The organism is Streptomyces sp. NPDC051180, from assembly GCF_040689545.1.
Classification (GTDB): domain Bacteria; phylum Actinomycetota; class Actinomycetes; order Streptomycetales; family Streptomycetaceae; genus Streptomyces.
Genome location: NZ_JBFBBC010000003.1, coordinates 295,253 through 312,856, shown reverse-complemented (window position 1 = coordinate 312,856; position 17,604 = coordinate 295,253). Strand labels below are relative to the sequence as shown.

Annotated in this window: 19 protein-coding genes and 1 riboswitch; of the genes, 12 read left to right on the top strand and 7 right to left on the bottom strand. The window is 70.9% G+C overall.

All coding sequences use genetic code 11. The features are described from left to right. The first annotated feature begins 125 nt into the window (after positions 1–125). From AB0424_RS08165 to AB0424_RS08155, 3 genes are all read left to right on the top strand, one after another. Positions 126–1,232: a LacI family DNA-binding transcriptional regulator gene (locus AB0424_RS08165; protein ID WP_033201421.1), complete on the top strand. Its 1,107-nt coding sequence runs from the start codon at positions 126–128 to the stop codon at positions 1,230–1,232. Between the two features lie 271 nt (positions 1,233–1,503). Then, positions 1,504–2,961 carry a metallophosphoesterase gene (locus tag AB0424_RS08160; RefSeq protein WP_366303086.1) on the top strand — a complete coding sequence of 486 codons (1,458 nt, stop codon included), beginning with the start codon at positions 1,504–1,506 and terminating at the stop codon, positions 2,959–2,961. A gap of 159 nt (positions 2,962–3,120) precedes the next feature. Then, positions 3,121–3,780, top strand: coding sequence for a hypothetical protein (locus AB0424_RS08155; RefSeq protein ID WP_366303084.1), 660 nt, complete (start codon positions 3,121–3,123; stop codon positions 3,778–3,780). 62 nt (positions 3,781–3,842) lie between these two features. Here AB0424_RS08155 and thiC read toward each other — a convergent pair whose 3' ends face one another. After that, positions 3,843–5,630 (bottom strand): phosphomethylpyrimidine synthase ThiC, encoded by a 1,788-nt coding sequence (gene thiC / locus AB0424_RS08150; RefSeq protein ID WP_366303082.1) that lies wholly within the window; start codon positions 5,628–5,630, stop codon positions 3,843–3,845. After that, positions 5,624–5,758, bottom strand: a riboswitch (TPP riboswitch). Its footprint overlaps the gene before it by 7 nt. A 71-nt stretch (positions 5,759–5,829) precedes the next feature. Between thiC and AB0424_RS08145 the strand changes: the two genes are divergently transcribed. Continuing rightward, positions 5,830–7,296, top strand: coding sequence for a YibE/F family protein (locus tag AB0424_RS08145; protein WP_366303080.1), 1,467 nt, complete (start codon positions 5,830–5,832; stop codon positions 7,294–7,296). Between the two features lie 4 nt (positions 7,297–7,300). Here the strand turns inward: AB0424_RS08145 and AB0424_RS08140 are convergent, their stop codons facing one another. From AB0424_RS08140 to AB0424_RS08125, 4 genes are all read right to left on the bottom strand, one after another. After that, entirely contained in the window at positions 7,301–7,741 is a 441-nt protein-coding gene (locus AB0424_RS08140; protein WP_366303383.1) for an SsgA family sporulation/cell division regulator, read from the bottom strand. A gap of 138 nt (positions 7,742–7,879) precedes the next feature. Continuing rightward, a complete protein-coding gene (locus AB0424_RS08135) occupies positions 7,880–8,650 on the bottom strand; it encodes a helix-turn-helix domain-containing protein (RefSeq protein ID WP_366303079.1) in 771 nt (256 codons plus the stop codon). A 238-nt stretch (positions 8,651–8,888) separates the two neighbouring features. Then, on the bottom strand, positions 8,889–9,107 hold the full coding sequence (locus AB0424_RS08130) for a DUF5326 family protein (RefSeq protein WP_366303077.1): 219 nt from the start codon (positions 9,105–9,107) through the stop codon (positions 8,889–8,891). Positions 9,108–9,292: 185 nt separating this feature from the next. Further along, positions 9,293–9,610 (bottom strand): cupin domain-containing protein, encoded by a 318-nt coding sequence (locus tag AB0424_RS08125; RefSeq protein WP_366303076.1) that lies wholly within the window; start codon positions 9,608–9,610, stop codon positions 9,293–9,295. Positions 9,611–9,661: 51 nt separating this feature from the next. Here AB0424_RS08125 and AB0424_RS08120 point away from each other — a divergent pair, with 51 nt between their 5' ends. The 5 genes from AB0424_RS08120 (at position 9,662) to AB0424_RS08100 (ending at position 13,334) form a co-directional block, all read left to right on the top strand. Then, complete coding sequence (locus tag AB0424_RS08120; protein WP_366303074.1) at positions 9,662–10,039, top strand: phage holin family protein; 378 nt, start codon at positions 9,662–9,664, stop codon at positions 10,037–10,039. Positions 10,040–10,048: 9 nt separating this feature from the next. Beyond that, the gene (locus AB0424_RS08115; RefSeq protein WP_366303382.1) at positions 10,049–10,540 is read left to right on the top strand and encodes a low molecular weight protein-tyrosine-phosphatase; all 492 of its coding nucleotides are present in this window, start codon (positions 10,049–10,051) and stop codon (positions 10,538–10,540) included. Further along, on the top strand, positions 10,537–11,676 hold the full coding sequence (locus tag AB0424_RS08110) for a cystathionine gamma-lyase (RefSeq protein ID WP_366303072.1): 1,140 nt from the start codon (positions 10,537–10,539) through the stop codon (positions 11,674–11,676). Before AB0424_RS08115 ends, AB0424_RS08110 begins: the two co-directional genes overlap by 4 nt. Positions 11,677–11,922: 246 nt before the next feature. Then, the gene (locus AB0424_RS08105; protein ID WP_366303070.1) at positions 11,923–12,819 is read left to right on the top strand and encodes a LysR family transcriptional regulator; all 897 of its coding nucleotides are present in this window, start codon (positions 11,923–11,925) and stop codon (positions 12,817–12,819) included. A gap of 35 nt (positions 12,820–12,854) precedes the next feature. After that, positions 12,855–13,334, top strand: coding sequence for an NUDIX hydrolase (locus AB0424_RS08100; protein WP_366303068.1), 480 nt, complete (start codon positions 12,855–12,857; stop codon positions 13,332–13,334). Positions 13,335–13,459: 125 nt separating this feature from the next. On the opposite strand, the gene AB0424_RS08095 is transcribed toward AB0424_RS08100, so the two are convergent. Both AB0424_RS08095 and AB0424_RS08090 read right to left on the bottom strand, forming a co-directional pair. Then, positions 13,460–14,587 (bottom strand): globin domain-containing protein, encoded by a 1,128-nt coding sequence (locus tag AB0424_RS08095; RefSeq protein ID WP_366303067.1) that lies wholly within the window; start codon positions 14,585–14,587, stop codon positions 13,460–13,462. A gap of 325 nt (positions 14,588–14,912) precedes the next feature. Next, on the bottom strand, positions 14,913–15,566 hold the full coding sequence (locus tag AB0424_RS08090; RefSeq protein ID WP_366303380.1) for an HAD-IB family phosphatase: 654 nt from the start codon (positions 15,564–15,566) through the stop codon (positions 14,913–14,915). 100 nt (positions 15,567–15,666) lie between these two features. On the opposite strand from AB0424_RS08090, the gene AB0424_RS08085 reads away from it, so the two are divergent. The 3 genes from AB0424_RS08085 to AB0424_RS08075 all read left to right on the top strand — a co-directional run bounded on the left by AB0424_RS08085 (position 15,667) and on the right by AB0424_RS08075 (position 17,595). Continuing rightward, positions 15,667–16,530, top strand: a complete 864-nt coding sequence (locus tag AB0424_RS08085; RefSeq protein ID WP_366303065.1) for a GNAT family N-acetyltransferase — start codon at positions 15,667–15,669, stop codon at positions 16,528–16,530. A 97-nt stretch (positions 16,531–16,627) separates the two neighbouring features. Continuing rightward, positions 16,628–17,104 (top strand): MarR family transcriptional regulator, encoded by a 477-nt coding sequence (locus AB0424_RS08080; RefSeq protein ID WP_366303063.1) that lies wholly within the window; start codon positions 16,628–16,630, stop codon positions 17,102–17,104. A 38-nt stretch (positions 17,105–17,142) separates the two neighbouring features. Next, entirely contained in the window at positions 17,143–17,595 is a 453-nt protein-coding gene (locus tag AB0424_RS08075) for a GNAT family N-acetyltransferase (protein WP_366303062.1), read from the top strand. The last annotated feature ends 9 nt before the right edge of the window (positions 17,596–17,604 follow it).

Here is a 17,604-nt window from a genome sequence, read left to right as displayed (position 1 = left end):
CAATGACCACAACTACCTTTGATTTCATGCCCCTTGAGGGTTGTTGATCATGCAGAAACGTGCCTGTCAATGCCTGCATATGCGACCGGCCCCACCGCCCCTCATCGCCCTACTATCGGCTCGCCATGACAGCAGCAGGGAAGCACCAGGTGAGCCGGGCACAGACCCGAGGAAGCCGGCAGGGCCGGGCGGGCATCCGGGACGTGGCCGCCGCCGCCGGGGTCTCCATCACGACTGTCTCCGACGCGCTCAACGGCAAGGGCCGGCTCCCGGACGCCACCCGCCGCCACGTGCGCGAGGTCGCCGACCGCCTGGGCTACCGCCCATCCGCGGCGGCCCGCACGCTCCGTACGGGCAAGTCGGGACTCATCGGCCTGACCGTGACGACGTACGGGGATGAACCTTTCACCTTCACCGAATTCGCGTACTTCGCGGAGATGGCCAGGGCAGCCACGTCGGCGGCGCTCGCCCGGGGCTACGCCCTGGTCATCCTCCCCGCCACCTCCCGCCATGACGTCTGGTCGAACGTCGCCCTCGACGGCACCGTCGTCATCGACCCCTCCGACCACGACCCGGTCGTCACCGAGCTGGTCCGACAGGGACTGCCCGTCGTCTCCGACGGACGCCCCGCCGGCACCCTTCCGGTCACCGCCTGGGTCGACAACGACCACGAAGCCGCCGTCCTCGACCTGCTCGACCACCTCGCCGACGCCGGCGCCCGGCGCATCGGCCTCCTCACCGGAACCACCACCGACACCTACACGCGCCTGTCCACCACCGCGTACCTGAACTGGTGCGAGCGGGTCGGCCAGGACCCCGTCTACGAGGCATATCCGGCGCACGATCCGTGCGCGGGCGCCGTCGCGGCCGACCGGCTGCTCGCCCGCCCCGACCGGCCCGACGCCGTCTACGGCCTGTTCGACCCCAACGGGACCGACCTCCTCGCGGCCGCGCGCCGCTACGGACTGCGGGTACCGGACGACCTGCTGCTGGTCTGCTGCAGCGAGTCGACCGTCTACGCCACCACCGAGCCGCCCATCACGACGCTCTCGCTCAAACCGCGCCGCATCGGCACGGCCGTCGTCCAGCTCCTCATCGACGCCATCGAGGGGATCGACACCGACGGTCCGGTCGAGCAGGTGATACCGACCGAACTCATCATCCGCACGTCCTCGCAGCGCCGTTCGCCGCGCACGACGGTCAGCCCGCCGCGCTCACCCGCGAAGGACTGACACCCGCGCGACATCCCTCCGAACCGTCGCCCCTCGCCCCTGCCCGTGGGCGGGGACGGCGAAACCGGACCCCGTACCGGCCTCGACCCTGGACTGGACCTTCTCAATTCGGGCGAAACAACCGGTGAACCCGGAGTGGACCCGGATTCACCACCCCTGGTGCGTCACACAGGCGGACCCTCATTCCTATGATGGGCGCACGACATCGCGGACCACCACGACCAGGCCGGCTCGCGATGTGCAGGGCATCGCGACGGTGGTGGAGGGGTCGATGACTCAGGGGGCCGGGCAGGAGCCCGTGGCGCGCACGGCGACATTGCGTGACTTCCGCGTACCGCCGTACGCCCGGGTGCCCGTACAGGGCCATGCCGCCGAACCGCCGGCCGCGGACACCCCGCAGGTGCCCGCGCCGCCCCAGGCGCCGCCCGCCGAGCCCGCGGCCGACCACCGGGTCCCCGCCGCGTACTCCGCTCCGGTCGCGGTTCCGGTCGAGGCTCAGGGCGCGCGGATCGCGGTCGCCGACCACCCGGCGCAGCACCGGCAGGACCGCACCGCCGAGCACCCGGTCTCCGTGATGCCGGCCCCGCCCGTGCCGGTCGTGGTGCCGATCGAAGCCGTCCCGATCGCCCCCGCCGCTCCGGCCGCCGCACCCGCGCCCACCGCGCCGATGCCCGCCGCGCCGACGCTCCAGCTGGGCCGCCGCCTCGCCCCCGCGTACCCCGAGCCGACCGGCTCCTCCATCGTCTCCGTCGCCACCGGCCACCCCGGCAACGCCTTCCCCGAGGGCGAGGCCCCGGAGGGCTACACCCCGACCGAGCGCGACCTGCCCGTCATCAACCGCGGCGACACCCTCCAGGTCCCGGTCGCCCCCGAGGCCGTCCCGACCGCCGAGCCCGCCTCCGGCGACGGCCCGGGCCCGCTCTTCGTCGTGGGCGACGTCCACGGCTACCTCGACGAACTCGTCGCCGCCCTGCGGGAACAGCGCCTCATCGACGAGAACGGCAGCTGGGCCGCGGGCAACGCCCGCCTCTGGTTCCTCGGCGACTTCACCGACCGCGGACCCGACGGCATCGGCGTCATCGACCTCGTCATGCGGCTCTCCGCCGAGGCAGCGGCCGCCGGCGGCTACTGCAAGGCCCTCATGGGCAACCACGAGCTGCTCCTCATCGGCGCCAAGCGCTTCGGCGACACGCCGGTCAACTCCGGCGCCGGCACCGCCACCTTCCAGGCCGCCTGGCTGCTCAACGGCGGCCAGAAGCACGACATGGACCGGCTCCAGGACGTCCACCTCCAGTGGATGTCCCGCCTCGACGCCGTGGTGCGGGAGGACGACCACCTCCTCCTGCACTCCGACACCACCGCGTACCTCGAGTACGGCACGACGATCGAGGACGTCAACGACACCGTCCACGAGATCCTCACCCGGAACGACGCCGACGAAGTCTGGGACGTGTTCCGGAAGTTCACCAAGCGCTTCGCCTTCCGCGACGAGGGCGGCCCCGAGGCCGTCCAGGAGCTCCTCTCCACCTACGGCGGCCACCGGATCGTCCACGGCCACAGCCCCATCCCGTACCTCCTCGGGCAGGTCGGCACGGAGGAGGGCGAGGGAGGCGGAGGCCCCGTCGTCGACGGACCGCACGTCTACGCCGACGGACTCGCGATCGCCATGGACGGCGGCGTGACCATGGCCGGAAAGCTACTGGTCGTCCAACTCCCCCTGAACGGCTGACGCATAACGCTGCGCATCCGGGGAGGGCGAATTCCGGAAACACCCTGTCAGGGCGTGGCGTCACCGCAATACCATCGGGTCATCCGAAGCAGGCTCTCCTCCGTTTCCCCCCAGCCGACCGCTTCGCACGGCTGACGTGGGCTCACGGAGCATCGGGGGATGCACATGAACGTGGCTCCGCACCTGCTGACCGAGGATCGCGCCGAGTACGAGCGTGTCCTCGACGACGCACTGAGCACCGCCCACGCACGTCCGGATCTCGCCGGAGTCGGCACCCGGCTCACGGTCGCGCAGCTGCGCGCCATGACCCTGAACGCGACGACCCTGGTGACCAGCGCGGCGGCCGAGGAGTACGACCACTTCGTGAAGGTGCGCGAGCAGAACCGCACCGCCCTCGGGACCCGGGCCCCGGCGCCGACCGCCGACCGCCCCGGCCCCGGCGCGGGCGTCGTCGCCATCTTCACCGTCATGGTGCCGGTCCTCGCCGGCGCGGCCTCCGTCATCTTCCTGCTGGTCGGCGCCGTCCTCCACGCCCTCGCACCCACCGTGGTCTTCGGCGCGACCCTGCTCACCGCCGGTCTGGTCTTCGGCGTCCTCGCCGCGGCCGGCCTGCTCTGCGCCGCCGCCGGACTCCTCATGACCGCCCTGCGCAACAGCCCGGTCGAGGTCAGCGCCGCCGGCCCGCCCGACGACGAGCTGTCGCTCGCCCGCGACGCCTGGCGCCGCGCCCTGCTGGAACGCGGCATCCTCCCCTTCCTCCGCGACGCGCTCGCCGCCACCACCCCGCCCACCGGCTCCCCGACCCCGCCCCACCCCTGACACACCACCGGCCCGCGGCTCCCCCCGGAGCCGCGGGCCGGTGAACAGCCACCGGGACGGGGTCAGTCCGCCAGGGGCAGGTAGACGCGGTTGCCGCTCGCGGCGAACTCGGCGGACTTCTCCGCCATGCCGGCCTCGATCTCCTGCTGGGTGCCGCCGTGTTCGCGGCGGATGTCCTGGGAGATCTTCATGGAGCAGAACTTCGGACCGCACATCGAGCAGAAGTGGGCGGTCTTCGCGGGCTCCGCGGGCAGGGTCTCGTCGTGGAACTCGCGGGCCGTGACCGGGTCTAGGGCCAGGTTGAACTGGTCCTCCCAGCGGAACTCGAAGCGGGCGTCCGAGAGCGCGTCGTCCCATTCCTGCGCGCCCGGGTGGCCCTTGGCGAGGTCCGCGGCGTGGGCGGCGATCTTGTAGGTGATGACGCCCGTCTTGACGTCGTCCCGGTTGGGCAGGCCCAGGTGCTCCTTGGGCGTGACGTAGCAGAGCATCGCGGTGCCCCACCAGGCGATCATGGCCGCGCCGATGCCGGAGGTGATGTGGTCGTAGGCGGGCGCCACGTCGGTGGTCAGCGGGCCGAGCGTGTAGAACGGCGCCTCCTCGCAGATCTCCTGCTGGAGGTCGATGTTCTCCTTGATCTTGTGCATCGGGACGTGCCCGGGGCCCTCGATCATCGTCTGCACGTTGTGCCGCTTGGCGATCGTGTTGAGCTCGCCGAGGGTGCGCAGCTCCGCGAACTGGGCCTCGTCGTTGGCGTCGGCGATCGAACCGGGGCGCAGGCCGTCGCCGAGCGAGTAGGTGACGTCGTACGCCGCCAGGATCTCGCAGAGCTCCTCGAAGTTCGTGTAGAGGAAGTTCTCCTTGTGGTGCGCGAGACACCAGGCGGCCATGATCGAGCCGCCGCGCGAGACGATGCCGGTCTTGCGGCGGGCGGTGAGGGGCACGTACGGCAGCAGCACGCCGGCGTGGACGGTCATGTAGTCGACGCCCTGCTCGGCCTGCTCGATGACCGTGTCCTTGTAGATCTCCCAGGTCAGGTCCTCGGCCCTGCCGTCGACCTTCTCCAGCGCCTGGTAGAGCGGCACGGTGCCGATCGGCACGGGGGAGTTGCGCAGCACCCACTCGCGGGTGGTGTGGATGTTGCGGCCCGTGGACAGGTCCATGACCGTGTCGGCGCCCCACTTGGTCGCCCAGGTCATCTTCTCCACCTCCTCCTCGATGGAGGAGGTGACGGCGGAGTTGCCGATGTTGGCGTTCACCTTCACCAGGAACCGCTTGCCGATGATCATCGGCTCGATCTCCGGGTGGTTCACGTTCGCCGGGAGGACGGCCCGGCCCGCGGCGATCTCCTCGCGGACGACCTCGGGGGAGACGTTCTCGCGGATCGCGACGTACTCCATCTCCGGGGTGATCTCGCCCCGGCGGGCGTACGCGAGCTGCGTGACGGCCTGGCCGTCGCGGCCCCGGCGCGGCAGGCGCGGACGGCCGGGGAAGACCGCGTCGAGGTTCTTCAGCCCGCCGCCGCGCGGCGAGGTGTGCTTGATGCCGTCGTCCTCGGGGCGGACCGGGCGGCCCGCGTACTCCTCGGTGTCGCCGCGCGCGATGATCCAGTTCTCGCGCAGCGGCGGAAGGCCCCGCCGGACGTCGGTGTCGATGGTGGGGTCGGTGTACGGGCCGGACGTGTCGTACAGCGTGACGTCCTTGCCGTTGGTGAGGTGCACCTGACGGACCGGCACCCGGAGGTCGGGGCGCGAACCCTCGACGTACCCCTTGTGCCAGCCGGGCGTGCGCCCGCCGTCGACGGGGGTCCCGTCCTGGTCGGAGGCAGGCGTGCGTGCATCCTGAATGGTCATGAGACCGATCTCCCTACGCCGGCATTACCCGGTAACAGGTTCGGCGGTCGGCGCAGCCTCCTCCCGTACGTGCGTACGGTGATCAGCGCCCTCTCAGCCCGGTGCTCCGAGCTCCCGCGTGTGCAAAGGTGTCACCACGCTAGCGTCATCCCTGGCGTGCTGAACAGTGGGCCCCCGACGTTCTTGCGATGATCGGTCGGTGACCTCCCCCCATCAGCCCCCTGAGCCCCACGGCCACGCCCACGGTCCCGACCACGGCCCGCCGCCCTCCCCCGGGCACGGCAACGGACCGTCCCGAGGCCCTTCCCACGGCCACGACCACGACCACGGGCCCGGTCCCGCCGCGGGTTCCTCCCATGGACACGGACACGGGCACAGTCACAGCCACGGCCCGGCCGCCCCCGTCTCCCGGCACCTGCGCAAGGTCATCGCCGCCGTGCTGATCCCGTTCGCGACCGCCGTCGTGGTCGGCCTGATGGTGCTGTGGCCGGGCGGGACCCCGGCGCACGAGCGCACCGGGGTCGGCTTCGACCGGCAGACAGAGCAGGGCAAGGTCGTCGACGTCGAGAAGGTCGACTGCGCGTCCGTGAACGCCGCCCAGACCCCACCGACCGGGGACACCTCCACCCCGGAGGGCCGCGAGGCGGTCAACGCCCAGCGGGGGGAGTGCGCGAAGGCGACGGTCGAGGTCGCCAGCGGCCCGGAGAAGGGCCGGACGTTCGTCGAGATCGTCCAGCCGGACGCACCGCGCCAACTGCACGAGGGGCAGGGCGTGGTGGTGGCGTACGCCCCCGATGCCCCGCGCGATCTGCAGTACTCGGTGACGGACGTGAACCGGAAGCTGCCCATGGCGGTCCTCGCCGGGATCTTCGCGCTCGCGGTCGTCCTCGTCGGCCGGATGCGGGGGCTGATGGCGCTGATCGCGCTCGCCGTGAGCTTCCTGGTGCTGACGTTCTTCATCCTGCCGGCGATCCTGGAGGGCTCGAATCCGCTGGTCGTTGCGGTGGTCGGATCGAGTGCGATCATGCTGATCGCGCTCTACATGTGTCACGGCCTGTCGGCCCGCACCTCGGTCGCGGTGCTCGGCACGCTGATCTCCCTGCTGCTCATCGGGCTGCTCGGGTCGGTCTTCATCGGCTGGGCCTCGCTGAGCGGCAACACCGACGACAACACCGGTCTGATCCACGGCCTGTACCCGGAGATCGACATGTCCGGGCTTCTCCTCGCGAGCATCATCATCGGTTCGCTGGGCGTGCTCGACGACGTGACGGTGACCCAGACCTCCGCGGTCTGGGAGCTGCACCAGGCCGATCCGGGCATGGGGCCGCGCGCCCTGTACCGGGCGGGCATCCGGATCGGCCGTGACCACATCGCGTCGGTCGTGAACACCCTGGTCCTGGCCTACGCGGGCGCCGCACTGCCGCTGCTGCTGCTCTTCTCGATCGCGCAGAGCAGCATGGGGACGGTCGCCAACAGCGAGTTGGTCGCCGTGGAGATCGTCCGGACGCTGGTCGGTTCGATCGGTCTGGTGGCCTCCGTCCCGCTCACCACGGCGCTGGCGGCGCTGGTCGTCTCCGCCGACCGGGCGGACGCGGACACCCGGCCGGGCACCGGTGGCCGCAAGGCGGCGGCGGCACGGGGAGGACGCCGCCGGCGCGCGAAGTGAGGGCTCAGGCGGGTCCGGCGTTCTCCTCGGCGAGGATCCGTCCGAGCGCGGCCTCCAGGTTGTCCTCGAAGTCCCCGAGGTTCCGCTCCTGACCGAGCGGGACGAGCTTGTCCGTGCGGTCCAGGAAGGCGACCAGCGGCGGCGCGCTCGCGCGGAACAGAGCGCGGTCGCCGCCGACCTGGAGCCGGATGGAGACGTCGGACAGCCCCTCGGGTTCGGTCGGTGCGATGTGCACGTCGCCGTCCCCGCTGGGGCGGTTGATCCCGTCGAGCAGCAGCTCCCTGCCGAACGCCCAGGTGACCGGCGCGTCTCCGGGGAGGTGGAAGGTCATGCGCACCGCGTACGGATCCCGAGCCTCGTATCGCAGCTCAACCGGGATCTTGAAGGAGAGCTCCTCGGAGACGAGGAAGCTCATCAGGACCTCGGCCTGAACCGACTCTCGCATCATGTACCCCGCAGTAGATGGAGCAGTTGTGTAAACACAGCTGCTGAAAGCTGTGACCGAAACGGCCAGGAATGATCCCCCACGGCCCTCTTGACGCAATCGTGCTGCACCCGCTAGCAGATCACAAGGAGTGATTTTTCAGATACTGATAGAGAACGCAAGGGAACTGAAGAGCCTTCCGATCTCCGTGCGTAGTCGCTCGACTGCTGGGAGCAACCGTTCTTCCTGGTGAAGGGGGAGGGAAATGGCCATCGCGCCCGCCGTGGAGCCCGCCGTAATGGGGATTGCGGCACAGACCGTGCCGAGTGCATATTCCTGACGCTCCACCAGGGGTTCCATTCGCCCCAAACCGTCCAAACGCTCCAAAAGCACACGGCGGTTACGCAGCGTGTACGGAGTGATGGCTTCCACCGGATGGCGATCGAGGTGGTCTTGACGAGATTTCGGATCGAGTTGACTGAGCAGGCACTGCCCGATCGCATGGGCGTGCGCGGTCTCCCGGAAGTCGGCCCATTCCTCCACCGCGGGGGCGGACGGGGTGTCGGCGACGGCGACGAGCTCGATCTCGCCCTCGCGGTAGACGGCGAAGTAGACCGGCACGCCGATCTCGTCCCGCCAGCGGGCCAGAGAGTCCTCGATCTTGATGCGACGATTCTGCACGTCTCCGCCGCCGGCCAGACGGACGGCGGCGTCGCCCAGGACGAACACACCCTTCTCGCGGAGCAGATAGCCCTCGTGCGTCAGGGTGCGGAGCAGGTGGTACGTGGTGGGCAGCGGGAGGCCCGTCTCGCGGGCGAGCTGTTTGGCGGGAGCGCCGTCCGGGTGGGAGGCGACGGCCTCCAGGAGTCTCAGCGCCCGCTGCACCGAGCCGATCAGGGTAGGCGCTGCAGTCTGCGTAGCCGTGGCCAAAGGTCACCCCCAGGCGTGACAACGGATGCAACGCACCCGTCCGCGGGGGCCGCCCCCGCGCGCCCGCCGGGCCTGGGAAAACCGCTGGTCAGTACGGGGGTCTACGCCCGTAGTCCCCAAGGCGGCGGAGAGATTCCACTCTAGTGGCAGCCTCCGGGGCCCTGCCCCGATTCGCCCGGTGCGTTCCCCCGCGCGGGCTAATACCCTCCGTCGTCCGCATACCGATCAGTAGCTCGTGCTACCAGTCCTCACGCGACCTGGAGGAGGAGCTGAACTTCCGTACGACGTAGACCAGTCCGGCGACCAGCGCCACGAAGAGCAGCACCTTGAACAGCAGCCCGACCACGAACGCCAGGACGCTGGTGATCAGCCCGCCGAAGACGATCAGGGCCAGAGCGGGTATGGCGACCCACTTCACCCACCAGGGCATCCCCGCGAGAATCTCCTGTACGGCCATCGTCCCTACCTCGCTCTCGAAGAGTCGTCCCGCGCGCTCCGCGCCGGACATCCTCAAGGCTAGGGGCCGCCGTCGAGTCACGGGGGCCCCGCGGCCCCCGCTCTCCCCTGATCCGACCCCTAGGGGCTTCCGGGGCCCGACCCTCACCCGTGACAACCGCGTTCCGGTTCCACGGGCGCCCGGCCTCAGCCCTCCGGCGGGGAGAAGACCACCATGACCCGCAGGTCCTCGCTGATGTGGTGGAAGCGGTGCTCCACGCCCGCCGGCACATAGACCACGCTGCCGCGCGCGACCTGGGTCGTCTCGTCCCCGACGGTGATCGCCGCCCGACCGCTCACGACGAAGTACACCTCGTCCTGCCGGTGCGGCTGCTGCGGGTCGAGGGCACCGGCGTCGAGCGCGTACAGGCCCACCGACATGTTCCGCTCGCGCAGGAACTGGAGGTAGGCGCCGTCGTTCGCGGCGCGCTCCGCCTCCAGCTCGTCCAGTCGGAATGCCTTCATCGCCTGTCCGCCCCTGCCCTCGGCCCGATCATGTCTGCCACGATCAGACACATGAAGAATTTCGTAGTCAAGACGCTCGCCAACGCGGGCGCCCTGGCAGTCGCCATCTGGCTGCTGCAGGACATCACCCTGACCGGTGAGAGCACCGGCAAGAAGGTCCTGACCCTCATTCTCGTCGCTCTGGTCTTCGGCGTGGTGAACGTCGTGGTCAAGCCGATCGTCAAGCTGCTGACGCTTCCCCTCTTCATCCTGACGCTCGGGCTGATCACCCTGGTGGTCAACGCCCTGATGCTGCTGCTCACGTCCTGGCTGGCCGAGCAGTTCGACCTCAGCTTCCACGTGGAGGGCTTCTGGACCGCGGTCCTGGGCGGCCTGATCATCTCCGTCGTCTCGTGGGCGCTGAACGTCGTGCTCCCCGACGGTGACTGAGTGGCGACCATGACCTACCGCGTCTGCTTCGTCTGCACGGGCAACATCTGCCGCTCGCCGATGGCCGAGCACGTCTTCCGCGGTCACGTGGAGGAGGCCGGCCTCGGCGCACTGGTGGAGGTCGACAGCGCCGGCACCGGAGGCTGGCACGAGGGCGACGGAGCGGATCCGCGCACGGTCGCCGTCCTGGAGGAGAACGGCTACACCTCCGCGCACACCGCCCGGCAGTTCCGCGCCTCCTGGTTCGACGGGCTCGACCTGGTGATCGCGCTCGACGCGGGGCACCTGAGGGAGCTCAGGGCCCTGGCGCGCACCCCCGAGGAGCGGGCCCGGATACGGCTGCTGCGCTCCTACGACCCGGCCGCCGGTGACGAACTCGACGTCCCCGACCCGTACTACGGGGGTCGTGAGGACTTCGAGCAGTGCCTGGAGATGGTGGAGGCGGCGAGCGGGGGCCTCCTCGCCGCCGTACGCGCGGAACTTGAGGAGCGGACAGCATGACCGACAAGGCATACGGCGACGGCACGCGCGCGGTGCGGGCCGGGCTCCCCGAGCCCGTGAAGTACGAACCGACCCTGCCGGGACCGGTCTTCGCCGCCCACTTCCACCTGCCGGGCGAGCCGACGGGCGGGTACGCCTACGGCCGCGACGAGAACCCGACCTGGACCCATCTGGAGCGGGCGATCGGCGAGCTGGAGGCACCGGGGGAGGAGGACGTCGAGACGCTGGTCTTCGCCTCCGGCATGGCCGCGATCTCGGCCGTCCTCTTCTCCCAGCTGAAGGCCGGCGACGCGGTGGTGGTGCCGACCGACGGCTATCAGGCCCTGCCCCTGCTGCATGAGCAGCTGAGGGCGTACGGGGTCGAGGTCCGCACCGCCCCGACCGGGGGCGACGGCCAGCTCGCCGTACTCGAAGGGGCGCGGCTGCTGTGGATCGAGAGCCCCTCCAACCCCGGGCTCGACGTCTGCGACATCCGCCGCCTGGTGGGCGAGGCCCATGCGGCCGGGGCGCTCGTCGCCGTGGACAACACCCTGTCCACCCCGCTCGGCCAGCGGCCCCTGGAGCTGGGCGCCGACTTCTCCGTCGCCAGTGACACCAAGGGCATGACCGGGCACGGCGACATCCTGCTCGGGCACGTGAGCTGCCGCGATCCCCTGCGGGCGGCGGAGGTACGGCGCTGGCGCAAGATCGTCGGCGCCATTCCCGGCCCCATGGAGGCATGGCTGGCCCACCGTTCGCTCGCCACGCTCCAGCTGCGCATCGACCGGCAGTGCAGCACGGCGCTGGCCCTCGCACAGGCACTCGCCGAGCGCGCGGACGTGACCGGGCTGCGCTATCCCGGGCTTCCCGACGACCCGTCGCACGAGGTGGCCGCCCGGCAGATGCGCCGCTTCGGCCCGGTGGTCTCCTTCGAGCTCGCCGACCGGAAGCGCGCCGAGCGGTTCCTGGAGGAGCTGCGGCTCGTGGACGAGGCCACCAGCTTCGGCGGCCTGCGCTCGACGGCCGAGCGGCGCGGGCGCTGGGGCGGGGACGCGGTCGCCGAGGGCTTCATCCGGTTCGCGGTCGGCGCCGAGGATCCGGAGGATCTGATCGCCGACGTCCTGCGGGCCCTCGACGAGACCGGCGCCGCCGGCTGACGGCCCCCGGCCGGTGGCGATGCGCCACCGGCCGCACGGAACGAGACGCTCCGAGCCTCCCCCCTCGTGGCTCGGAACGCCTCGGTTCCACGCGCGGAGACCGCCCGAACAAGGCTAGTTGACTGTGCGTCAGTGTCCAATCACGGTAGCGACAGAGACCTATCGACTTATTTATAGTTGGACGTTCCTGAGGCGCTGTCAGCCGACCGCCTGAGTCGAACGGCCACCGGCCGGGAGGGGACGGACATGGATCTGGCCCTGCTGCGCACGTTCGTCGCGGTGCACCGGGCCGGTTCCTTCACCCGCGCCGCCGCCCTCCTGGGGCTCTCGCAGCCGGCCGTCACCAGCCAGATCCGGACCCTGGAGAGGCAGCTGGGCCGGCCGCTCTTCCTCCGTCAGGCCCGTGGTGTCACACCGACCACCGTCGGCGACGAGCTCGCCCACCGCGCCGCCCCTCACCTGGACGCCCTGGCCGAGATCGCCGAGGCCCGTCTCGACGCGGAGAACGGTCTGCGCACCCTCCATGTCGCCGGGCCCCCGGAGTTCACCGCGCTGCGGATCCTGCCCGCTCTCACCCCCCTGGTCGGCCAGGGACTCGCCGTGCGCGCCACCTTCCTCCGCGACACCCAGGAGATCCTCGACGGCCTCGCAGCGGGCCACCACGACCTGGCCGTCACCACCTCCCGACCGCGCGGCGGTCTCCTCGTCTCCACACCGCTGTGCGACGAGGAGCACGTCCTGGTCGCGGCCGAGCGCTGGGCGGCGCGGCTCTCCCCCGACGCGCTGCTCGGGCCGGGCGCGCTGGTCCTGGAGCAGCTTCCGGTGGTCGAGGTGCACGAGTCGCTGCCGTTCGTCTCCCGCTACTGGTCCGCCGTCTTCGACACCAAGCCGGCGGACGCGGCGACCGTGATAGCCCCCGACCTGCGGGCCGTGCGGGATTCCGCCGTCGCCGGCGCCGGTCTCGCCGTACTGCCCCGCTATCTCTGCGAGGAGGACCTGGCGGCGGGGCGGCTCGTGGCGCTGCTCGATCCCCCGGTGCCCCCGCTGCGCACCTACTTCCTGGTGGCACGGACGGGAACGCTCGCCCTGTCCCCGCTCGCGCGGGCCCACGGGGAACTGCTGAGCGCCGCGACCGCCTGGTGAGTTTCAGGACACCCCGGACGGGCCATTTTCTTCCCATGAACGAACGGCCCGTGATCAAGCGCACCGCACGCGCCATCCTGCTCGACGGGGGGGACCTGATCCTCATCAAGCGCACCAAGCCGGGGATGGATCCCTACTGGGTCACCCCCGGCGGCGGCGTGGAACCCACCGACTCCACCGTCGTGGAGGCCCTGCACCGCGAAGTGCACGAGGAGCTCGGCGCCAAGATCACCGATGTCGTGCCCTGCTTCGTCGACACGGTCGAGCACATCGTCGACGGCGGGGTCTCCGGCGTGAAGGTCCAGCACTTCTTCGTGTGCCGGCTGGGCTCCATGGACACCTCCCTGCGGCACGGCCCCGAGATGGACGAGCCGGTCGGCGAGTACGAGATCGTCCGGGTGCCCTTCACCCGGGTCGGCATCGCCGCCGTGCACCTCGTGCCCCTCTCCCTGCGCCACTACCTCGACGGCAACATCGAGGGTGTCCGCGCGATGCACGCACCGGACCTGGGCTAGGCCGTCTTCGGGATCTTGCCTGAAGAGACGACCCAGAGGTGCGCGGGAGCCGGACCGGAAGCACGTGCGGGGACTGAGCCGGACGCCCGCGCACCGGACCCGAGCCGGCGGCGGCGGGACGGCCGTCAGCCGGCCGTGGCGAGCTCCGTCAGGAAGTCGTGCCGGATGCGCTCCGACGGGACCCCTACGCCGCGCAGTGCGTCCACCCCCCGCCGGACCATGCCCAGCGGCCCCGAAAGGTAGGCGTCGCGCTCGTTCCAGGGGCCGTAGCGGCACACCTCGTCCGGGAGTCGCCCCTGCGCTTCCGTGACCGGGTGCACGGAGAGCCAGGGGAAGGTCTTCTGGAGCCGGAGCATGGTGTCGATGTCGTAGAGGTCGTGCCCGTGGCGCGCCCCGTAGAAGACGTCGACCGGGCGCCGGTCCCCGTGCTCGGCCACGTCCTCGACCAGGGCCTTGATCGGGGCTATGCCGGTACCACCGCCGAGGCAGAGCAGACCGGTGTCCGTCGCGTGGTCGACCGTCATCGACCCGGCCGGCGGGCCGAGGCGCAGCACGTCCCCGGGGCGGGCCCGGTGGACCAGCGCGTTCGACACCCAGCCGGCCGGGACTGCCTTCACGTGCAGCGTCAGCAGCCCGTCGGGCCGGGGTGCGGAGGCGAAGGAGTAGTGCCGCCAGATCCGGGGCCACCAGGGCGTCTCCAGCGTCGTGTACTGCCCCGCCAGGAACGGGTACGGCTGGTCGGGCCTGAGCGTCACGACGGCGACGTCCGGGGTCCGCAGATCGTGGGAGACCACCTCGGCCTGCCACCAGGCCGGTGCGGTCTGCTCGTTCTCCGCCGCCGCGTCGATCATGATCTGGGAGATCGTCGTGTAGGTGCGGACCCAGGCCGCTTCGGTCTCCGCGTCCCAGCTCTCCGGGGCGTACCGGACCAGCGCCCCGATGAGCGCCTCGCCGACGGCCGGGTAGTGCGCCGGCTGCGTGCCGTACTTGCGATGTCCTCGGCCGAGGTTCTGGAGGTACGCGGTGAGGACCGGGGCGTCGTCCATGTGCTCGGCGGCGGTCAGGAGCGCCTTGAGGAGCCGGTCCCGCTGCGCGTCCATCGCCACGGGGAACATCTCGCGCAGGTGCGGGTTCCGGACGAAGAGCAGGGCGTAGAAGTACGAGGTCACCTTGTCGGCGATCGGTGCGATCTCCGCCAGGGTCCGCCGGACGAGCAGGGCGTCGGCGGAGGCACCCCCGGTTATTCGAAGCACCTTCCCGCCCGGCGAGGGTTCGTCGGGTTTCCCCGCGGCCACCGGTCCGTCGGCTTCCGACGGTCTCCCGTCGTCCGCCGAATCCGCCGGGTCCGCCCGATCCGCCTCGGGGTCGTCCGATGGTTCGGGCTCGTAAGGGGCCCTGGGCCCGTGCGATGTCTGGCTCTCGCGTCGGTCCGCGTGTTCTGCGGCCGTCGTGGTGGTCGGAGCATCCATCCTGTGCCTCGCCCTCGCGCTGGCCGGCTTCCGTAACCGCAGCATGACCCTTCGGTGACGGGCCCCGGGCGGAAAGCGGAGTTCTCGGGCCAATGAGCGGGGATTGTGGCTAAGCTGCGCTGTTTCGGACGAGTGCGTATGCCTCGCGCAGATCCCCTCCGGCGTAGCTGTGACGGGACAGCCCGGCAAGATGGTGATCCGCGTTCACGGCCACGGTGTCCGGGACGAGCGCGAAGAGCTCCGCGTCGGACATCGAGTCTCCGTACGCGACGCAGTCGGCCGGGTCCATGCCGTATCCCGCGCACAGCTCCCGGGCGATCCGCACCTTGGCGGCGGCGTCGAGAATGCCCGGCCGATGGATGGCGTCGCGGAAGGGGACAGCGGGCCAGGCCGACCCGTGCGTCGTGTCGACACCCCACTCCAGGAGTCGTTCGACGAAGAAGTCGGGCGAGAGCGAGATGACGGCGCAGCGATCGCCCCGGGCCCGGATGTCCGCCCAGACCTCACGGATTCCCGCCAGCCATGGCGCCCCGTCGAAGGCGGCAGCGACCTGCTCCACGGTGAGGTCGCCCCAGAGTTCCCGGGCACGGACGGCGAACTCGTCCGGTGTGAGGCCCTCCAGGAAGCCGCGCTCCAGGGCCGCGATCTCCTCGACGACACCGAGCTGCCGGGAGATCTCCACCGCGGCGGCCGACCCTCGGATCAGGGTGCCGTCCAGGTCGAAGAGGTGCAGTCGCCGCGTTCGAGGTTTCACGTGAACCATCGTCCGTGTGCCACGGGGTGGAATCAACGCTTCCTCGGCCATCGGTCGGATCCGGTAAAGCGGTGGACGGAAGATCACCGCTTCGGACAGCCTGAAGGGCATGCCGACTACCCCCGCCGCTCTCGCACAGCTCCCCGTCCGACACCTGGGCGTGTCCGACCTCCTGGCCTGTGCCGATCTCTCCGAGAACCGGGGATGGCCCCGTGAAGAGCACAAGTGGGGCTTCCTCCTCACCGTGGGCACCGGCTACGGCATCGACGACCCCGCCGGTGACGGACTGCTCGCCTGCGCCGTGGTCACCTCGTACGGCCCGGAGCTCTCGGCGATCGGCATGGTGCTCGTCGCCGAGCGGTACGCGCGCCAGGGCGTGGGACGCCGCCTGATGCGCCACGTCCTGGCCGAGGCCGGCGACACGCCCCTCACCCTGCACGCCACCCCGAACGGACAGCCCCTGTACGAGGAGCTCGGCTTCACGCGGACGGGCCGTGCGGAGATGGTGCGCGGGCGCTTCACCTCCACCACGCCGGCCCCCGCCGTCCCGGTGCGCCCGGCGACGGCGGAGGACCTCCCGGCGATCCTGCGCCTGGACCATGAGGTCTTCGGGCTGGACCGCACGCCCCTCGTCACCCGGCTTCCGGCATTCGCGGACCACCTCCGTGTCGCCGAGGAGGACGGCGAGATCACGGGCTTCGCGGCGGCCTGGCCCAACATGGACACCCATGTCGTCGGACCCCTGATCGCCCGGGACCCCGGAACGGCCCAGGCCCTGATCGCCTCCCTGGCCGCGGCCTCCGACCGCCCCCTGCGCACGGACATCGACGTGCGTCACACGGCCCTGCTGAGCTGGGCCAAGGAGAACGGTCTCGACCCGATCGCCTCCAACGCGGTGATGGTCAGGTCCCTCCCCGACCTTCCCGGCGACTGGAGCCGCCGCTTCGCCCCTCTGACCGTCGCCGCCGGCTGACCCCGCCGCACATTTACTTGCACACGCGCATTATTGCGGTGGATCGTCTACCCTGGTCCGTGAACCAACCGTGCCGAGGAGAGACACAGGAGAGACCATGACCGCCACGGACCCCGCACTCACCGCACTCTCCCAGCGCTGGTGCGCCCTCTCCCTGCTGCACGGCCGGATCGAGTCCCACCTGGAGCGCGCCCTGGAGTCGGGACACGGTCTGAGCGTGCGGGAGTACTCCCTCCTCGACGTCCTCAGCCGCCAGCACAGCGGCCCGGGCGGTCATCTGCAGATGAAGCAGGTGGCCGACGCCGTCGTCCTCAGCCAGAGCGCCACGACCCGCCTGGTCACCCGCCTGGAGGATCGGGGACTGCTCACCCGGTACCTCTGCGCGACCGACCGCCGCGGCATCTACACCGACGTCACGGAAGCCGGCCTGAAGCTCCTCGAAGAGGCCCGTCCGACCAACGACAGCGCACTCCGCGAGGCCCTCGACGAAGCCGCGACCAACCCCGAGCTGGCCCCGCTCGTCCAGGTCGTCGAGGGCGCGGGAGCCCTGAACGGCGTCGGCGTTCCGGCCTGACCCACGGCCCACGGCGGGCCGGGCATACGCTGCAGGGTATGAGCGATCTTGAGATACGTCCCGCCACCGCCCAGGACCTCCCGGCCATCGTGGCCATGCTCGCCGACGACCCCCTGGGCGCGACGCGGGAATCCCCCGACGACCTCACTCCGTACCTCTCGGCCTTCGAGCGGCTCGCGAACGATCCCCACCAGCACGTCGTCGTGGCCGTCCGCGGCGAGAAGGTGGTCGGAACACTCCAGCTGACGGTGATCCCCGGGCTGTCGCGCAAGGGGACGACCCGCTCGATCATCGAGGGGGTCCGTATCCACTCCGATGAGCGCGGCAGCGGCCTGGGCACCCAGCTCATCGAATGGGCGGTCGAGGAGTCCGGCCGCCAGGACTGCCGGCTCGTCCAGCTGACCTCGGACGTCACCCGCACCGATGCCCACCGCTTCTACGAGCGGCTGGGCTTCGAAGCCTCCCACGTGGGCTTCAAGAAGACCCTCTGAGGCGATCCG

Bases quoted from the DNA above. Each gene is read 5' to 3' on its own strand.
- AB0424_RS08140 (WP_366303383.1), bottom strand. From the start codon at position 7,741: ATGCGAGAGTCGGTTCAGGCCGAGGTCCTGATGAGCTTCCTCGTCTCC.
- AB0424_RS08090 (WP_366303380.1), bottom strand. From the start codon at position 15,566: ATGGTTCACGTGAAACCTCGAACGCGGCGACTGCACCTCTTCGACCTG.
- AB0424_RS08110 (WP_366303072.1), top strand. From the start codon at position 10,537: ATGACCGACAAGGCATACGGCGACGGCACGCGCGCGGTGCGGGCCGGG.
- AB0424_RS08125 (WP_366303076.1), bottom strand. From the start codon at position 9,610: ATGAAGGCATTCCGACTGGACGAGCTGGAGGCGGAGCGCGCCGCGAAC.
- AB0424_RS08120 (WP_366303074.1), top strand. From the start codon at position 9,662: ATGAAGAATTTCGTAGTCAAGACGCTCGCCAACGCGGGCGCCCTGGCA.
- AB0424_RS08115 (WP_366303382.1), top strand. From the start codon at position 10,049: ATGACCTACCGCGTCTGCTTCGTCTGCACGGGCAACATCTGCCGCTCG.
- thiC (WP_366303082.1), bottom strand. From the start codon at position 5,630: ATGACCATTCAGGATGCACGCACGCCTGCCTCCGACCAGGACGGGACC.
- AB0424_RS08130 (WP_366303077.1), bottom strand. From the start codon at position 9,107: ATGGCCGTACAGGAGATTCTCGCGGGGATGCCCTGGTGGGTGAAGTGG.
- AB0424_RS08105 (WP_366303070.1), top strand. From the start codon at position 11,923: ATGGATCTGGCCCTGCTGCGCACGTTCGTCGCGGTGCACCGGGCCGGT.
- AB0424_RS08165 (WP_033201421.1), top strand. From the start codon at position 126: ATGACAGCAGCAGGGAAGCACCAGGTGAGCCGGGCACAGACCCGAGGA.
- AB0424_RS08155 (WP_366303084.1), top strand. From the start codon at position 3,121: ATGCACATGAACGTGGCTCCGCACCTGCTGACCGAGGATCGCGCCGAG.
- AB0424_RS08100 (WP_366303068.1), top strand. From the start codon at position 12,855: ATGAACGAACGGCCCGTGATCAAGCGCACCGCACGCGCCATCCTGCTC.
- AB0424_RS08085 (WP_366303065.1), top strand. From the start codon at position 15,667: ATGCCGACTACCCCCGCCGCTCTCGCACAGCTCCCCGTCCGACACCTG.
- AB0424_RS08080 (WP_366303063.1), top strand. From the start codon at position 16,628: ATGACCGCCACGGACCCCGCACTCACCGCACTCTCCCAGCGCTGGTGC.
- AB0424_RS08160 (WP_366303086.1), top strand. From the start codon at position 1,504: ATGACTCAGGGGGCCGGGCAGGAGCCCGTGGCGCGCACGGCGACATTG.
- AB0424_RS08075 (WP_366303062.1), top strand. From the start codon at position 17,143: ATGAGCGATCTTGAGATACGTCCCGCCACCGCCCAGGACCTCCCGGCC.